This is a genomic window from Rhizobium sp. RM, from assembly GCF_013390595.1.
Classification (GTDB): Bacteria; Pseudomonadota; Alphaproteobacteria; order Rhizobiales; family Rhizobiaceae; genus Agrobacterium.
The window spans coordinates 116,618-134,011 of record NZ_JACAWV010000026.1; the positions used below are offsets into that span (position 1 = coordinate 116,618).

A 17,394-nucleotide genomic window follows, 5' to 3' on the forward strand; every position below is an offset into this window, starting at 1 on the left:
TCGACACATCCGCTCGAACACACGAACCGCGATCCGCAGTTCAGGGCCTTTCCATGTCGTGACATATGCCGTCCTGTTCGCCAGACATTCCCCGCAGTCAGCTTTGTCGCGCCCTGTCCATATCCCGAATATAGCGCAGCCGGATGATGCAGGATTTCTGGAAAATGGAACGTATTCCCGGGCGAATACGTTCTTTCAGCGAACAAACGATTGGACGAAGCAATGTTTAAGCTGCAGAAATCGATCGCAACACTGGCCATCACCGGGACAATTCTGGCCGCCTCGATTGGCGTTGCTCACGCGTTCCAGATGCCCGAGCAACGCAACAGTGATCTGCGACCAAGTGGTGTCGCGTCCTTTGCGACAGACAATAGCGGTGCTGGTCAGGCTGATGGCCTGCTTCTGTCACCTGAAGAAATCCAGCACGTGAAATGGTGCGCATCGCGTTTCATGTCATACCATGCCAGTGACAACACCTACGCAGATAAGAGCGGCGTGCGCTTTGAGTGCAAATCACCTTATTGATTTGCGCTCACAATAGCCTCCCATCGCAAGCGCTCCACGCGCACTGAAATGGCATTCCAAATGAAGCTGGTGTCCCATCAAGCGTCCGTTGAGCTTTGCGATCAATGGTAATTTTCTGTCTTTTTGACGAACTGGAACGATTTTTCCTTTCGGTCCTGCAATAGAGCGGTTATTTCCGCGTCAGCAAATGTACTTCTTGGTACATCTTCCCGCCGATTGATTTGTCAGGACCGTTTGATGACCGTTGAAGTTCCTTGCGCCCTCGCTGTGGATGACATCCACAAGAGTTTTGGCAGCCACGAGGTTCTCAAGGGTATTTCTCTGCGTGCCCACAAAGGCGATGTGATCTCAATCATAGGCTCTTCCGGTTCCGGCAAGAGCACGTTTCTCAGATGCATAAACTTTCTCGAAATCCCCGATCAAGGGCGGGTGATCGTGAATGGCGAGGAGATTATGCTCAAGCGTGGTCGCGATGGCAAAACCACACCGCAAAGCTGGCGGCAGGTTGAACGTCTGCGCACCGGGCTTGGCATGGTGTTCCAGAACTTCAATTTATGGGCTCACCGCACGGTCCTCGAAAACATCATCGAAGCGCCGGTGCATGTCATGGGCGTAAAACGTGCCGAAGCCATCGAGAAAGCTGAAGCCCTCCTGCACAAAGTTGGATTGTACGAAAAACGGCATGCCTATCCGGCGTTCCTCTCCGGCGGGCAGCAGCAACGTGCCGCCATTGCCCGTGCGCTTTGTGTAGAGCCTGCGGTGATGCTCTTTGATGAGCCGACCTCGGCACTTGATCCTGAACTGGTCGGCGAGGTGTTGAAGGTGATCCGCGAGCTTGCAGAAGAAGGGCGCACAATGTTGCTGGTTACGCACGAGATGCGATTTGCCCGTGATGTTTCCAGCCATGTCATGTTCTTGCATCAGGGGCGCGTGGAGGAAGAGGGGCCACCAGAACAGGTCTTCGGAAATCCCGCCAGTGCCAGAGCACGAGAGTTTACCGGCGCGCTCACCAACTGATTTTTCGTAACAGGAGATTGAAATGAAATTCCTTGCCTCATTGCTGGCCGGTACGGCTTTTGCGCTGTCTGCATTTTCCGCCAGCGCCGACGTTCGCTTCGGCGTCATGAACGAGAGCTATCCACCGTTCTTCGCACAGGATGCCAGCGGCAAGTGGCAGGGCTGGGAAATCGATCTGATGGATGCTGTCTGCGCCGAAATGAAGGAGAAATGCTCCATCGTCGCACTCTCCTGGGATGGTCTCATTCCGGCCTTGGAAAGCAAAAAATTCGACGTCATCTGGTCTTCGATGTCCAACACGGCCGAACGCCAGAAAGTCATCGATTTCACCGACAAGTACTACAATACCCCAAGCAAGTTGATCGGTGCCAAGGATGGCAAGCCGGGTGCAACGGCAGACGATGTCAAGGGCAAGACAATTGGCATTCAGGTAGCGACCGTCCAGTCCGCCTACTACGCGAAATATTTCAAGGATGTCGCCGACGAGAAGACCTATCAGACGCTTGATGAAGCGTTCCAGGATCTGGCTGCCGGCCGCATCGACTACGTTTTCGGTGACTCGCTTGTGTTGGATGCATTCATCAAGAGCGATGCCGGCAAGGATTGCTGCGCGGATGCGGGAAATGTCGCTGATGATCCGGAAATTCTGGGACTTGGCGTTTCGGGCGGCCTGCGTAAGGACGATGTGGAATTGAAGCAGAAGTTGAATGCTGCGATCGCGGCTGTCCGCGCCAGCGGCAAATATGACGAGATTACCGCGAAATACTTCAGCTTCGATATCTACGGCGCAAAGTAATCCGGTCGGTTTCCGCAGATGGCAAGCTTTGAAAACATGTTGCAGCTTTTGTCTCCCTATCCTCCGGGATGGGGTGGCACTCTGTTGACAGGTGCGCTCGCAACGCTTGCCATTTCGGCCGGGGCCTATGTTATCGGCATCGTCATAGGTTTGACTGGTGCGCTTGGAAAGCTCTCTGGTAACCGGCCGATCAGTGTCGTTCTCAATCTCTACACGACGCTTATCCGGTCCGTTCCCGAACTTATTCTCATTGTCGGGCTCTATTATGCCGGCACCGATGGTCTCAACCGTCTCCTGCAACTGGCAGGTTTGCCACCGCTGGAGGTCAACGGCTTTGTCGCTGCGGTTGCCGTGCTTGGCTTCGTTCAGGGCGCTTACATGACGGAGGTGCTGCGCGGGGCGATCCTTGCGATCCCCGCGGGCCAGATTGAGGCGGCCAGAGCATTCGGCATGTCGCCATTCTTGCGGTTTCGCCGCGTCGTCTTGCCGGCAATGTTGCCAAATGCCCTGCCGGGGCTCTCCAATCTCTGGCTTTCGGTGACAAAGGACAGTGCGCTCGTTGCCGTTGTCGGATATCAGGAGCTCGCACTCGCAACCCGTCTTGCCGGTGCCAGCACCAAGCAATATTTCCTGTTCTTCATGGCCGCAGCGGTGATGTATCTGGCAATCACACTTGTCTCCAATGCCATCTTCAAACTGATCGAGCGGCATGTTCGTCGTGGTCAGCCAGCCTTGGCATGAGGTGAGGCGATGGATTTCTCCTGGATCGCAAAATACTGGCCGCTACTTGTCAGCGGAGCATGGCAGACGATCTGCCTGTTGGCCATTTCCGTCAGCCTCGGTTTTGTTCTCGCTATCGGTCTTGCATTCGCCCAGATCAGTGGTGGCAGGCTGACGAAGCTTATGGCGCGAGCGTACTGTACGTTCTTTCGCGGGACGCCTCTCTTGATCCAGCTATGGCTGCTTTATTACGGCGTCGGTTCGCTGTTGCCCATGATCCCGGGTCTTCGGCAGAGTTTTCTATGGCCTGTGCTTCGGGAAGGCTTTTTCTTTGCGGCGGTAAGCTTCACGCTGAACTATGCCGCCTATGAGGCCGAGGTCCTGCGAGGTGCACTTCTGGGCGTGCCGAAAGGTGAGCTTGAGGCAGGCAGAGCTTTTGGCATGAGCCGGTTCACCCTTGCTCGTCGCATCTGGTTGCCTCGGGCGATCCGCACCGCTCTGCCGACCATCGCAGGGGAGGTCGTGATGCAGTTGAAGGCTACGCCGCTTGCCTTCACGGTCACGGTCATGGATCTCTACGCTGTCGCCTACAAGGTGCGCCAGGACACGTTGCTGGTCTACGAGCCTCTGCTCGTTGTCACTGTTTTTTATCTCATCCTCACCGCTATCATCGCCCGTTGCTTCGGTATCGTCGAAGCGCAGGTGCCGGTGCGACGGTAATTTTCAAGGAGTTGAACATGAGCGGTATTCGTATTCTGGACGGCGGCATGAGCCGGGAGTTACAAAGGCTCGGCGCTGAACTGAAACAGCCGGAATGGTCTGCGCTGGCGCTCATCAATGCGCCCGATATCGTGCGCAAGGTACATGCCGAGTTCATCGATGCCGGTGCGGATGTCGTGACGACCAACTCATACGCGCTCGTCCCTTTTCATATCGGCGAAGAACGTTTCCAGAAAGATGGCGCATCCCTGATCGCGCTCTCAGGGCGCCTTGCCCGCGAGGCGGCGGATGCATCCGGCCGAAACATCACTGTTGCAGGCTCGCTGCCGCCCATTTTCGGCTCATATGAACCGGAAAATTTCGACGTGTCTCGTGTTCAGGATTACCTGAAAGTGCTGGTCGACAACCTCGCCCCCTCCGTGGATGTCTGGCTTGGAGAAACGCTGAGCCTGATCGCTGAAGGTGAGGCGGTGCGGACGGCTGTTGCTGATACCGGCAAGCCGTTCTGGATTTCTTTCACGCTGGATGACGGTCCTGGACAGGTGAACGGTGCGGACCCGAAACTCCGTTCGGGTGAAACCGTCCATGATGCTGCTTTGTGGGCTGCAGGGTCGGGGGCCGCGGCACTGCTGTTCAATTGCAGCAAGCCGGAGGTGATGAAAGCTGCAGTGACGACCGCATCGTCAGTCTTCCAGGAAAAGGGCGTCTCGATCGACATCGGTGTCTATGCCAATGCCTTTGAAGGGGAGCAGGATGATTCTGCTGCCAATGAGGGTTTGCATGATACGAGAGCGGATCTGACGGACGACGTTTATTCGCGTTTCGCCTGCTCCTGGGCAGACGCGGGTGCGACCTTGATCGGCGGATGCTGCGGTATCGGTGCCGCGCATATCCACAAGGTCGCGGACGCTCTTCGAACCGCTGGCCGGAGCTGATGCAACATGGGCCCGTCTGGGCGAGCATGCTATCTCATCCTGGTGCTTTCTGGGTGTAAGAGATGACAACCGTTTCATAAGGTAGAGGGCTTTTAAACCCTCTACTGAATGGCCTGGTCGTCAGGCGTACCCTCTCCTGAAACGTAAGTCGTCGATGGTGAGAGCCAGCCGGTCTTGTGGAACACGTAATTAAGCGCTGCACACAAGATGATGATCACCCTGGTCAACGCTTGAAGCTTCCTCTTGTGTTTTCAGATGACTGCACGGCCATGGCGCGTCTCACTTCCACATGGATCGCATCCGTGCCCCAACATCGATGCGGATCTGGTTGGCACTGCGCTCGCTGGCGTTTGCGCTGACTTTCGGCCAACTCGTCGTTTCAAAGAACTGTAGCAGGGTCGCGGGAATGAAGCGGGTTCTCGAGGCGTAGACATGGCGGTCGCCCTGAGCATTCTGCCCGTGCGTGAAAAATCGCTGCGGCGTAATCAGGGCAAGGCTGTCACGTGCCCGTGTCATGCCGACGTAGAGCAGACGGCGTTCTTCTTCAAGTTCAGCCGTGCTGCCGACGCCAAGGTCGGAGGGAATGCAGCCATCGACAACATTCAACAGGAAGACGGAGCGCCATTCCTGTCCTTTGGATGAGTGGATGGTTGAAAGGATCAGGTAGTCCTCGTCGAGAAGAGGAACGCCCGCCTGGTCGCTGGTCGCATCAGGGGGGTCGAGTGTCAATTCGGTCAGGAATCTTTCCCGATTGGCATAACCGGCCGCTATCTGTTCCAACTGAACGAGATCAGCCTTGCGGGTATCTGCGTCCTCGTGGATGCGATCGAGGTGCGGCTCATACCAGAGACGTGCCAATTCGATGTCATGCGGCCAGCCGGCACCTGCTTTGCGGAGGCCAAGCATAAGCTCGATGAATTTCGCCCAGTTCTCACCGCTCTTCGGGGGAGCCGGAATTTCTGCAAGCGAGATCAGCGGCTCGGGCTCAGCTGTGATCGTGTCGAGGATTTTACCGGCAGTCTGCGGGCCGACACCCGGCAACATTTGAAACAGCCTGAACCCGGCCACGCGATCGCGAGGATTCTGCGCGAAACGAAGCACGGCCAGGAGATCCTTGACATGGGCGCTGTCGAGAAATTTCAGGCCGCCGAATTTTACGAAGGGAATATTGCGGCGTGTGAGCTCCACTTCGAGCGCACCACTGTGATTGGATGAGCGGAAAAGGACGGCCTGCTGTTTGAGCGTCATGCCGATTTCACGATTGGCGAGAACCTGTTCGACGATATAGGCCGCCTGATCGGTCTCGTCCTTCACGGTCACGAGCATTGGCCGCTGTTCGGATTGCCGGTCAGTCCAGAGGTTTTTGGTGAACCGCTCTCGCGCCAGATCGATTACGCCGTTGGCAGCCGCTAGGATCGGTTGCGTCGAGCGGTAGTTACGATCGAGGGTTATCACATCGGCTGGCTTGGGCGAAAACTCGCTTGGGAAATCGAGAATATTGCGAATGGTAGCAGCCCGGAAAGAATAGATCGACTGCGCATCATCGCCAACGACCGTGAGGCCCTGGCCGCCCGGTTTCAGTGATCTGAGGATCGATGCCTGCAGGCGATTGGTGTCCTGATATTCGTCGACCAGAATATAATCGAAGCGATTGCCGATATCGTCGGCAAGTTGCGGCGCAGACACCATCTGAGCCCAATAAAGCAGAAGATCGTCGTAATCGAGGACGTTTTGGGCTTGCTTGGCCTCGACATAGGCGCCGAACAGTTCTTTCAGTTCGTTTTCCCATTCGCTCACCCACGGGAATGAATTCTTGAGCGCCTCCTTGATGGTGCACTCTGAATTCACGACGCGGGAATAGATCGCAAGGCATGTGCCTTTCGTCGGGAAGCGGTTTTGGGTTTTGGAAAAGCCAAGGTCATGCCGGATGATATTCATCAGATCGGCGCTGTCTTCCCGGTCGTGGATCGTGAAGTCGCCATTCAGGCCGATCTGTTCAGCATACATGCGCAAAAGCCGCGCGCCGATCCCGTGAAACGTTCCGGCCCAGGCGAGCGCGTCGGTCATGACAGCGGAATTTTCACCCAGAACCTGCCGGCAAATCCTTTGAACGCGCCTCGTCATTTCCGATGCTGCCCGCCTGGAAAACGTCATCAGCAGAATACGTCTGGGGTCTGCGCCGTTGACAATCAGATGTGTGACGCGATGCGCAAGCGTGTTGGTCTTGCCTGAACCGGCGCCGGCAATGATCAGCAACGGTCCACCTGTCTGGCCATCGGGCATTCCAATACCGTGCTCGACCGCTTCTCTCTGCCGGTCGTTAAGTTTTTCCAGGTAGGTCGCCGTCATCTGCTTTCCGTCGTTCAGGACAAGTTACTTAGAGTCTCGCGTTTTTTTCGCCGTTGCACCGCTGATTAGCAATCGCCTGCCTCCTCATTCGGGCATCGTGACGCGGAGAGCTTTTACGTCTGATAGCGCATCATGAACAAAAAAGGAACGCACCGGCAGGCGGAAGGTTGGGAATCCGTTATGGATTTGTTCGCGACTTATGCGCTGGCAAAGGGTTGGTCCCGGCGCAATGCTGAAAATCGGACAACCATCCAGGTGCGATTAAAAAATAGCCGTAAAGCCATCTTGTATATTGCTATAAACACGAAGAAATCGTAATATGTATATAATAATCGTAATGCAATTAAATAATGGGGCAAACGATGGATCTTGTGGAGGAGTTGGTTCGAAAATTCGGGGCCAATGTTATCGTCACCAATCCCGCTGATATGGCGTTTGCCACGGAGGACTGGCGCGGTCGCTACCATGGTCGGGCGCTGTGTGTTGCCCGGCCTGTCGATGTCCAGCAAGTGTCCGATATCGTCGCGTTTTGTAGTGAGCGCGCCATTCCAGTGTTGCCGCAAGGTGGCAACACTGGCCTGGTTGGTGGCAGCATTCCAGACCCGGCGGGCAGCCCACCGGTCATCATCTGCCTGGATCGTTTACGTCAGATCATCAAGGTCGACCCGGTTAACAACACCATGGAAGTCCAGGCGGGTTGTATTCTGGCGAATATTCATGAGGCTGCCCAGGCAAATGGCCGCTTTTATCCTGTCAGCCTCGGTGCAGAGGGCTCCTGTCAGATTGGCGGCACGATCGCGACCAACGCTGGTGGAACCTCTGTTCTACGCTATGGGAATACACGCGATAACGTCCTCGGACTCGAAGTCGTTCTTCCTGACGGAAAAATCTGGTCAGGGCTGAAGGCACTTCGCAAGAATAACACAGGCTATGATCTGAAGCATCTGTTCATAGGTTCCGAGGGAACGCTCGGTATCATCACTGCTGCCGTCCTTAAGTTGCATCCATATCCGGCGCGTGCGGCCGTGGCCTGGGCTGGTCTGGATCATCCGGATCAGGCGTTGAAATTGCTGACTGCGGTGCAGGCGGCATATGGCGCCAAGCTCTCTGGCTTCGAATTGATGAACCGCAAGCAGCTCGATCTGGTGCTGGAAAACGTCCCTCAGCGCCGTTCGCCGCTCGACACCGAGCATGAATGGCATCTGTTGATCGAGCTTTCCGATTCCGGTGGCGAGGACGACCTCGACAATGCGATGCAGAATGTCCTGGAACAGGCATTCGAGGCCGAACTGATCGGTAACGCCATGATTGCCTCCAGCGAAGCGCAAAGGGCTGCGGTCTGGGAGGTCCGTCACAGCGTGTCGGAGGCCAATAAAAAGGCCGGTGTCGGTTTGACGACGGACTGCGCAGTTCCGGTTTCGGCCACCCCCCAATTCATCGATCAGGCAACGCAAGCGGTAAAGGCAATTGTACCCTCGGCGGAGATCGTCGTCGTTGGCCACATGGGTGACGGCAACATCCATTTCATTCCGTTCTTTTCATTCGATGCCTGGAATGCATTTTCCGACCGAGACGATCTCGCGTCCCGGCTGCGCCATGCTGTCAATGATGTTGCTGACAATCTCGGTGGAACGTTCAGTGCCGAACACGGCGTCGGCCAGGTCCAGCTCGCCGAGATGGACCGTTACAAACCCTCGGCAGAGCTTTCGCTGATGCGCGCAATCAAGTCCGCAATCGACCCTGAAAACCTTTTCAACCCTGGCCGGCTGCTCCCCAGGTCGTGAGCCGCCGCAGCCCAAGAAATAACAAGCCTGAAAAACAGGTGCTGACAAGGATCAACAACGTTCCAAGAGGAGAACGACGATGAGCATGAAGGATAAGTCCAACTGGACACGCAGACAGTTTTTGACGACAAGTGCCGTTGGCGCAGTAGCATTGACTGCCCCGGCAATCTGGACGTCTGCAAACGCACAGAGCAAGCGCATCATCGTCCGTGACGACGGCGGCATCTACACCAAGGCGTATAATGCTGTCTATTACGGCCCATTCAAAGAAGCGACCGGAATCGAGGTCGTCGGGGTACAGGCAAACGCAGAACCGACCGCCCAGATCAAATCCATGGTCGACGCCGGTTCCTACACCTGGGACATGGCAAAGATCTCCGAGCCTGCCATCGAACTCTTGACTGCAGGCGAAAAAAAGTACCTGGAAAAACACGGCCTTTCCAGTGAGGCTGCAATCGCGACTTTGCCGAAGCAGTATGTGTCTGAATACGGTGTGGGAACGAACGTGTACACGACCGTTCTTGCCTATCGCACCGATGTTTTCGAGGGCCGCGAGGCACCGAAATCCTGGTCTGACTTCTTTGACACCGAGAAATTTTCCGGTCGACGAGCGCTGCGAAAACATGCTTTCGATACGATCGAGCAGGCACTGATGGCGGACGGCGTTGCCAACTCCGACGTCTATCCCTGCGACATTGAGCGGGCTTTCAAGAAACTCGACACAATCAAGAAAGATGTTGGTGTTTTCTGGACGAGCGGTTCGCAGGTCGAGCAGATGCTTCAGTCCGGCGAGGTCGACATGATACCGACATGGGTTTCGCGCGCCCAATCGGCCCGCTCCGCCGGAGCACCGGTGGAAATCGTCTGGGACCAGAACATCTGGGGTCTCGACAACTGGTCAATTCTGGCGGGCTCGCCGAACGCCGATGCATGCCGGGAGTTCATCAAATTCGCGTCCGATCCGAAGCGACAGGCCGCACTCGTCGACTATTTCCCGGCGGGCGTTACGCAGCCGGAAGCTTTCGAGTTCATCGATCCCAAACTCGCCAAGGATTGCCCGACATTTCCGGAGCATATCGAGCGCGGCGTGAAGATCGATGCGAAATATTGGCTGGCCAATCAGGCATCTGTCATCGAGCGTTACAACGCCTGGCTCTTGAGCTGACCTGAAACCGGCCCGGCACGATGCCGGGCCCCAATCTGATCCAGAAATCGGCAGGGCCGCCATGTCTTTATCCAGTTTGACCGTAAAAAAACTCGCCAAACGTTACGGCGACTTCACCGCTCTTGCCGAAACCGACCTCACGGTTGGCGACGGAGAATTCCTGACGCTGCTCGGACCGTCTGGCTCCGGCAAGACCACGCTTTTGAGCCTGATTGCAGGCCTGTCCCGACCGGATGGCGGCGCTGTTCTGATTGGCGACGACGATGTCACCTATAATGCACCGCACTTGCGTGACATCGGTGTTGTTTTCCAGAATTATGCCCTGTTCCCCCACATGACTATCCTGGAAAACATCGCTTTCCCGCTGAAAATGCGAAAGGTGGCGGCAGAGGAAGCAAAAAGGCGCGCCACGGAAGCACTGGAAATGATCCGTCTTCCCCACATTGCCCAGCGTTATCCCAAGGAGCTGTCGGGCGGACAACAGCAACGTGTCGCCCTGGCGCGCTGCATGGTCTATCGCCCCTCCATCATTCTCATGGACGAGCCACTTGGCGCCCTCGACAAGAAGCTGCGCGAACATATGCAGCTTGAGATCAAGCGCATTCACCGCGAGCTCGGTGCGACGATCATTTACGTCACCCATGATCAGGAAGAAGCGATGACGATGTCCGATCGGATCTGCCTGATGAACTCCGGCAAGATCGAGCAGCTCGGGACACCCGCGGATCTCTACTTCCGACCAAAAACATTGTTTGTCGCCGATTTCCTGGGTGAGTCCAACCTCATCGAGGCAACAGTAACAAGCGCGGGCGACGACATGATCGATGTAACGATCGGCGCGGGATCGGTTGCTGCGCAAGCGATCGCCAACGAAGCGATATCTGCCGGCGATGCAATCCACATCATGATCCGTCCGCAGAACCTCACGATCAACAAGACACAGAAAGCCGATGGTATCGGCGCGGTCGTCAGCGATGTGATGGTGACCGGAAGCCTGACGAAAATCTATATGAATGCCGAAGGCTGGTCTTCACAGGAACTGGTCGCGGCATTCCCGACCCGCCTGAACGGTGATCACTACCAGATCGGCGACAAGGTTTCGCTCTCGTGGGAAGGGGCGGACGCGGTTGCGATTGGCCGCGCGAGGGCTACGCAATGAATGCGCCGTCTGCATCCCAAAAATCTGCGGCAATGCCGATCTGGGTAGGGCACGTGATGAAGGTGGCACCGCTCATCGCCCTGCTGCTGGCTTTTCTCGTCTATCCGGTCGGGCAATTGCTGTCGCTGAGCTTCTTTAACGATGGTGCGCTTTCATTCGCATCCTACAGACAGCTCTTTGCATCGCCGCTCTATCTCAACGTCCTGTGGATCACACTGAAAATCTCGCTTGCGACGACGGCACTTGCAGTCATCATCGGCTATCCGGTGGCCTATCTGATTTCGACGGCAGGCCCACGAACCAAGGGACGGCTTGTCTTTCTTGTCCTCCTGTCATTCTGGACGAGCTTCCTTGTCCGGGCATTCGCTTGGGTCATCATCCTGGGCCGCAACGGCGTCGTCAATCAGACGCTGGTGGCTCTTGGCATCATCGACCGTCCAATCGACCTGCTCTACGGGCTTGGCGCCGTGCTCGCCGGCATGGTTCATGCGATGCTGCCGCTTGCCGTCATGACGATGCTTGCAGTCATGGAAAACATCGATCGCAACCTCCCGCGTGCGGCCTCCACGCTTGGTGCACGTCCCGGATCGGCCTTCTGGACGGTATATTTCCCGCTTTCGATGCCGGGTGTGGCGGCTGCCGCCATCATGGTGTTCGTGACTGCGATCGGTTTCTTCATCGTTCCCGCCTTGCTCGGAGGCCGTTTCGAGACGATGATCTCGCAGCTTATCATCGACCAGGTTCAACAGACACTGAACTGGGGTCTCGCCGGCGCTATAGCAGTGTTGCTTCTTGCCGTTGTTCTTCTTGTCTTCCTTGTTTACGACCGGATCTTCGGTTTCACGACACTGACGGGGGAAAGTCAGGGTGAAGGCAAGAGCCGCGATTCCATCTCCCGGCGCGCAGGGGCGAGATTTCTAGCGATCCTTGGCGAGGTCAGCGACCATGTGCTGGCGCTTTTTCCAGGGAGCAAGAAGAGCCTCGATGAAGTTTATCCGCCCCTGTTCCTGAGGGTCTTCGTCTGGACAGTGCTCATCCTGATTACGCTTCCTGCGGTTCTGATGATCCCGATTTCCTTTAGTCAGGCGGGTCTGAATTGGCCGCCAAGTGGATTTACCACGCAGTGGTATTCACAGATGTGGGCAAACCCGGTCTGGAGCCAGGCGGTTCTGCGATCACTGACGGTTGCAGCGGGTGCGGGCATTCTCTCGATGCTGATCGGTGTTCCTGCCGCGTTCCTTCTGGCTCGCGCCAACATCCGTGGAAAAGCAGCCATCCTGGCCTTCGTGCTGTCTCCGATCGTGGTTCCACGCATCATCATTGCTGTCGGCATGTTCTACGTGTTCGCAAAGCTTGGTCTTGTCGGCACGTCGATCGGGCTCATCCTCGGCCACACGGTGGTGTGTGTTCCCTATGTCGTCCTGACGATGGTCGCTGTTCTGCGCAACTACGACACGCGGCTGGATGCTGCAGCCCACAGTCTCGGCGCGACACCGGTCAAGGCACTCATCCATGTGACGTTCCCGATCCTCGGGGCTGGCATGTTCTCGGCATTCCTGTTTGCTTTCGCAACGTCGTTTGACGAGCTGACAATCGCACTCTTCTCTTCGGGTGGCCTCAACGCAACTCTTCCCAAGCAATTCTGGGACGAGGTGACGCTTCAGGTTTCGCCCGTGATCGCTGCGGTTTCGACCTGCCTCCTCGTCTTTATTTCGATCCTGATCTTTGCCGCTGACCGTCTGCGTCGACGCGGCGCAGGTCACTAGTCACGCCCCACGATACTTAAATGAAGGACAATAAAATGCTCGATTCCACCAAGTTGCACGGTATCCTTCCGGCTCTTGTGACGCCCGTGAAAGCTGACGACACGATCGATACGGCTGCCGCTGAAGCCCTTTTCGCCTGGTTGCAGAAGCAGGGCGTCGATGGTGTGGTTCCGCTGGGTGGTACGGGCGAGTATGGCGCCTTGTCGCGCCGCGAACGCATTCGTTTCGTGGAAATGTCTGCGAAGGCATTTGGTGGCAAGTCTCCGGTTATTCCGGGTGTTCTCGACCCTGGTTTCCACGATGCGATGGATAGTGCACGTGAATTCGCTGCAGCCGGCGCAGACGCGCTTCTGGTGATCACGCCCTATTACACCAACCCGACGCAGGCCGGCATTCGCGACTACTTTCTTCGCTATGCAGACCAGTCTCCCGTTCCGATCCTGATCTATGAAATCCCCTATCGTACCCGCATTGCGATCGATCCTGAGATTTTGCACGAGTTGTCTGGCCACGAGAAAATCATCGGTATGAAGGCCTGCAACACAGACATGTATCACTACCTGCGTGTCATGGCAGGGCTTTCTCCTGATTTCACGATGCTCAGCGGTGAAGATTCCCTTTTCCCGTTGCATGTAGCCGCAGGCGCCAAGGGTGGCATCGTCGTCACGGCCAACCTTGTTCCGAAGGTGTGGCGCCGGATGTTCGACCTCGCTGTGAGCGGCAAGACAGCCGAAGCGCTCGCGTTGCATCAGGATCTCATTCCGTTCATGAATCTGGCGTTTGCCGAGACCAATCCTGGTCCGATGAAATCGGTCATGGATCTTATCGGGGTCAATGCGCCGAGCATGCTGGCGCCGCTGCGCCAGCCGAAGACCGAGCTACAGGCTGCGCTGCGCAAGGAGTGCAGCAGGCTTCTTGAAAAGTATGAAGCGGCAGAGGCCAAGCTTGCATCATAACCCTGTGCGGTCGATAAAGATGGGGCTCGCGATGGCGGGCTCCTCTTTAACGTTTCGCGGAAATCGACTGCGATCAAATGGTCGGCAAGGAATATCTCATGCCTAGAAAACCGGTGGAATCAATCGAGTCAGATGCTGCCCTGCCGACCGATCCGAAGGCGTCATCGCTGTTTGTCGGCTCCACCGAAAAGGCGTTCCAGGTGCTGCACGCCTTCGATGGGCCACATAAGCAGATGCCGCTTTCCGACATAGCGAAGGCAGCCGGTCTTGATCGCAGTGCCGCGCAGCGGCTGGTCTACACGCTTGAAACCCTTGGTTACATCAGACGTGTCCACAAGACACGCAACTACGCGCTAACGTCCAAGGTCTTGCAGTTTGCCTACAACTATCTTCATGCCCACGAGGTCCTCGACAAGGCGGCACCCTACCTGCTGGAGATCAGCCGTTCGGTCGGAGAAACGACGAACCTTCAGGAACTGGACGGTCATGAGATTGTCTATGTCGGACGGTTTCCCGGCCAGCATCTGGTCAATGTCGACATTATGGTGGGGAGCCGGTTGCCGGCACTGTTTACAGCATCCGGGACGGCAATCCTGTCGAGACGCTCCCCCGAGGAGATCGACGAGGTTTTCGCAAAGACTGACTTCCGGCCTTTGACACCCTATACGATGACCGACAAGGCAAAGCTCAGGGAGCGCATCCAGGAAGCCTCGGAGAAAGGCTATGCCGTCGTCGCCAATGAAACGGTGATGGGTGACATCTCGATCGCAGCCGCGATCACCGACGAGCATGGACGTGCAGTCGCCGCACTCAATATTGCTGCTCCGACCACGCGATGGACTGTCGAGAAGGTGGAGGCGGAGCTTGCTCACCACGTTCAGGTCGCCGCGACGTCGAGCTCAATGGCAAAATTTGTTCACTACCAGCGCTGAATGCGATCTGGGGTTCAGTAAGGAAAATCGTCTTGGCCAATCCGATCAATATTGTTCTCGCCGGGTGCGGCAACATGGGTTACGCGATGTTGAATGGCTGGCTTGCACGGGATGGCATGACGCCTGACTGCGTTCACGTGGTGGAGCCGGTGGAGCCCTTGCGTAAGCGTGCCGCAGAGACTGGTGCATGCGTTTACGAAAGCGCCGACGCACTTGAAGCTTCTCTCAAGCCTGACGTGATTTTTCTCGCTGTCAAACCGCAGGTCATGACGGCGGTGCTGCCGGCTTATCGGCGATTTGTTGGCTCGTCCGTGTTTGTGAGCATTGCTGCAGGTGTTGGCGTCCGCACGCTTGAGGCCAGCCTCGGCGATTGTGCTGTTATCCGTGCCATGCCGAATACACCGGCTTCGATCGGCCACGGAATGACTGTGACGTTTGCGAATGACGGCGTCGATGAAGATCAGGCACAGCTGGTACAAGGCCTGCTTTCTGGAATGGGAAAGGTGCTGGCGGTCTCATCGGAAGAACAGGTGGATGCGGCGACAGCCATATCCGGCTCTGGCCCGGCTTACATCTTTTACTTCATAGAGTGCCTGGCGAAAGCGGGGGAGGCCGTCGGTCTCGATGCTGATCAGGCACTCTTGCTGGCGCGGCAAACGGTTCATGGTGCCGCTGCAATGGCATCAAGCCGGAATGACGGACCTGATGTCTTACGGCGTGAGGTGACAAGCCCCAACGGAACGACGGCGGCCGCGCTCGACGTTTTGATGGGCGAGGGTGCACTCATGCCATTGATAGGCGAGGCTGCCAAAGCTGCGCATGACAGGGCAATCGAACTCTCAAAAACGAACTGATCTGGCACTTTTCGATCTTTTGGCTACTGCTCATCGCGCAGGTTGGAAACACAATGCCTCAGCATTTGAATGCCCGAGACTTCAGACAGGCTGCAAAACGGAGACTTCCAAAGTCGCTGTTCGAGTACATTGATCGGGGTGCCGAGGATGAGCGGGCACTCGCTAGGTTGCGAGAAAGCCTCGATGCGATTGAAATGGTACCAAGCGTGTTGACCGGACATCGGGAGCGCGACCTGCGAACCGAGATATTGGGTCGCGAGCAGGCGATGCCTCTGATCGTTGCTCCGACCGCGCTTGCAGGACTGGTTTCACATCAGGGAGAGGCGAAGATTGCCCGTGCCGCTAGCCGACTGGGCATTCCGGTCTGTGTTTCGACACAATCCGTGACAACGGTTGAAGAGGTCGCGGCAGGTGCTCCCGGAGCTGACATCTGGTTTCAGCTCTACATGTGGAAAGACAGGCGTCTTTCGAAGGCCCTCCTCGAACGCGTTGCGGCTGCCGGCGTCAGAAATCTCGTCATCACTGCCGATACGCCGGCCAGTCCGAAACGGGAGTACAATCGTCGAAACGGTTTTTCTATCCCGTTTGAGTACTCTCCGCGTTCGGTCATCGATGTCGCGATGCACCCGCGCTGGTTTTTTGGCGTTTTGATGCGCTATCTCACGACAACCGGTATGCCGAGCTATGGTCACTATCCGCAGGAGTTTCGGGGCGCCGTGACGCGACCGTCGATTGCTGAAGCGGTCCGGTTGGAAAATCTTCTGAACTGGGAAGACGTTCGGCAGATCAGATCCTGGTGGCAAGGTAAGATCGTCATCAAAGGTGTCCTGAGTGCCGCTGATGCCAGGAAGGCGAGAGAAATGGAAGCAGATGCTATCGTTGTTTCCTCCCATGGTGCCCGCAACCTGGATGTCGCGCCACCACCGGCAACGATTTTGCCGCGCATTGTCGAGGCCGTGGGGCAGGACATGGAGGTTCTGGCTGATAGCGGTGTCATGCGCGGCAGTGACGTGCTGAAATATATAGGTCTTGGAGCGAAAGCGGTGATGGTCGGACGGCTCCCGCTTTGGGGGCTTGCCGCCGATGGTGAAGCCGGTGCTGACCGGCTGCTGTCGATATTGCGCGATGAAGTGGATCTGACGCTTTGTATGCTCGGGCTTGAACGTCCGGCCGATTGCGCTTCTGCGATCCTGAGTACCGAACGCCTCAGCCATGGGCACCATTGACACGCGTTTTCGCCCCACACCATGAACGAGATGAAAAACATGCAAGTCCCTTTGCCAGAACTCCCTGAACGGGAATCGATGGAATTCGATGTCGTGATTGTTGGTGCAGGTCCCGCTGGCCTTTCTGCGGCGATCCGTCTGAAACAGATTGATCCGGATTTGTCTGTGGTTGTTCTGGAAAAGGGTGGCGAGGTCGGCGCGCACATCCTCTCGGGTGCGGTTGTCGATCCGATCGGTATCGACAGGCTGCTGCCGGGCTGGCGCGAGGAGGAGGGGCATCCCTTCAAGACCGAGGTCAAGGACGACCAGTTTCTGTTGCTCGGCCCGGCCGGCTCGGTCCGCCTGCCGAACTTCGCCATGCCACCATTGATGAACAATCACGGCAACTACATCGTCTCGCTTGGGCTGGTCTGTCGCTGGCTGGCGGAAAAGGCGGAAGCGCTCGGCGTCGAGATCTATCCGGGCTTTGCCGCCACCGAAGTGCTTTACA

Annotated in this window: 17 protein-coding genes; 15 read left to right on the forward strand and 2 right to left on the reverse strand. The window is 56.6% G+C overall.

Annotated features, from left to right (window positions below):
* The first annotated feature begins 222 nt into the window (after positions 1-222).
* The 6 genes from HWX89_RS26140 (at position 223) to HWX89_RS26165 (ending at position 4,713) form a co-directional block, all read left to right on the forward strand.
* A complete protein-coding gene (locus HWX89_RS26140) occupies positions 223-525 on the forward strand; it encodes a BA14K family protein (RefSeq protein ID WP_138791661.1) in 303 nt (100 codons plus the stop codon).
* 237 nt (positions 526-762) lie between these two features.
* Positions 763-1,542, forward strand: coding sequence for an ABC transporter ATP-binding protein (locus tag HWX89_RS26145; RefSeq protein ID WP_138791662.1), 780 nt, complete (start codon positions 763-765; stop codon positions 1,540-1,542).
* A 22-nt stretch (positions 1,543-1,564) separates the two neighbouring features.
* Positions 1,565-2,338 carry a transporter substrate-binding domain-containing protein gene (locus HWX89_RS26150; RefSeq protein WP_138791663.1) on the forward strand — a complete coding sequence of 258 codons (774 nt, stop codon included), beginning with the start codon at positions 1,565-1,567 and terminating at the stop codon, positions 2,336-2,338.
* Between the two features lie 18 nt (positions 2,339-2,356).
* Positions 2,357-3,079, forward strand: coding sequence for an ABC transporter permease (locus HWX89_RS26155; protein WP_138791664.1), 723 nt, complete (start codon positions 2,357-2,359; stop codon positions 3,077-3,079).
* A gap of 9 nt (positions 3,080-3,088) precedes the next feature.
* Positions 3,089-3,778 carry an ABC transporter permease gene (locus HWX89_RS26160; protein WP_138791665.1) on the forward strand — a complete coding sequence of 230 codons (690 nt, stop codon included), beginning with the start codon at positions 3,089-3,091 and terminating at the stop codon, positions 3,776-3,778.
* Between the two features lie 17 nt (positions 3,779-3,795).
* Positions 3,796-4,713 carry a homocysteine S-methyltransferase family protein gene (locus tag HWX89_RS26165; protein ID WP_138791666.1) on the forward strand — a complete coding sequence of 306 codons (918 nt, stop codon included), beginning with the start codon at positions 3,796-3,798 and terminating at the stop codon, positions 4,711-4,713.
* Positions 4,714-4,814: 101 nt separating this feature from the next.
* Here the strand turns inward: HWX89_RS26165 and HWX89_RS26500 are convergent, their stop codons facing one another.
* Both HWX89_RS26500 and HWX89_RS26170 read right to left on the reverse strand, forming a co-directional pair.
* The gene (locus HWX89_RS26500; protein ID WP_286086227.1) at positions 4,815-4,940 is read right to left on the reverse strand and encodes a hypothetical protein; all 126 of its coding nucleotides are present in this window, start codon (positions 4,938-4,940) and stop codon (positions 4,815-4,817) included.
* A gap of 52 nt (positions 4,941-4,992) precedes the next feature.
* Positions 4,993-7,062, reverse strand: a complete 2,070-nt coding sequence (locus HWX89_RS26170) for an ATP-dependent helicase (protein ID WP_138791667.1) — start codon at positions 7,060-7,062, stop codon at positions 4,993-4,995.
* A 362-nt stretch (positions 7,063-7,424) separates the two neighbouring features.
* Here HWX89_RS26170 and HWX89_RS26175 point away from each other — a divergent pair, with 362 nt between their 5' ends.
* The 9 genes from HWX89_RS26175 to HWX89_RS26215 form a co-directional block, all read left to right on the forward strand.
* The gene (locus HWX89_RS26175) at positions 7,425-8,846 is read left to right on the forward strand and encodes an FAD-binding oxidoreductase (protein WP_138791668.1); all 1,422 of its coding nucleotides are present in this window, start codon (positions 7,425-7,427) and stop codon (positions 8,844-8,846) included.
* A gap of 79 nt (positions 8,847-8,925) precedes the next feature.
* Positions 8,926-10,011 (forward strand): ABC transporter substrate-binding protein, encoded by a 1,086-nt coding sequence (locus HWX89_RS26180; RefSeq protein WP_138791669.1) that lies wholly within the window; start codon positions 8,926-8,928, stop codon positions 10,009-10,011.
* A gap of 61 nt (positions 10,012-10,072) precedes the next feature.
* Positions 10,073-11,170, forward strand: a complete 1,098-nt coding sequence (locus tag HWX89_RS26185; RefSeq protein ID WP_138791670.1) for an ABC transporter ATP-binding protein — start codon at positions 10,073-10,075, stop codon at positions 11,168-11,170.
* Between the two features lie 56 nt (positions 11,171-11,226).
* Positions 11,227-12,936: an ABC transporter permease subunit gene (locus HWX89_RS26190; RefSeq protein WP_246705320.1), complete on the forward strand. Its 1,710-nt coding sequence runs from the start codon at positions 11,227-11,229 to the stop codon at positions 12,934-12,936.
* Positions 12,937-12,971: 35 nt separating this feature from the next.
* A complete protein-coding gene (gene dapA, locus HWX89_RS26195; protein ID WP_138791672.1) occupies positions 12,972-13,892 on the forward strand; it encodes a 4-hydroxy-tetrahydrodipicolinate synthase in 921 nt (306 codons plus the stop codon).
* 98 nt (positions 13,893-13,990) lie between these two features.
* Positions 13,991-14,824, forward strand: a complete 834-nt coding sequence (locus HWX89_RS26200) for an IclR family transcriptional regulator (protein WP_138791673.1) — start codon at positions 13,991-13,993, stop codon at positions 14,822-14,824.
* Positions 14,825-14,856: 32 nt separating this feature from the next.
* Complete coding sequence (gene proC, locus HWX89_RS26205; protein ID WP_286086228.1) at positions 14,857-15,678, forward strand: pyrroline-5-carboxylate reductase; 822 nt, start codon at positions 14,857-14,859, stop codon at positions 15,676-15,678.
* Between the two features lie 53 nt (positions 15,679-15,731).
* Positions 15,732-16,904 carry an alpha-hydroxy acid oxidase gene (locus HWX89_RS26210; protein WP_138791675.1) on the forward strand — a complete coding sequence of 391 codons (1,173 nt, stop codon included), beginning with the start codon at positions 15,732-15,734 and terminating at the stop codon, positions 16,902-16,904.
* A 39-nt stretch (positions 16,905-16,943) separates the two neighbouring features.
* The coding region (locus HWX89_RS26215) for an NAD(P)/FAD-dependent oxidoreductase (RefSeq protein WP_178340940.1) at positions 16,944-17,394 on the forward strand (451 nt) is incomplete at its 3' end.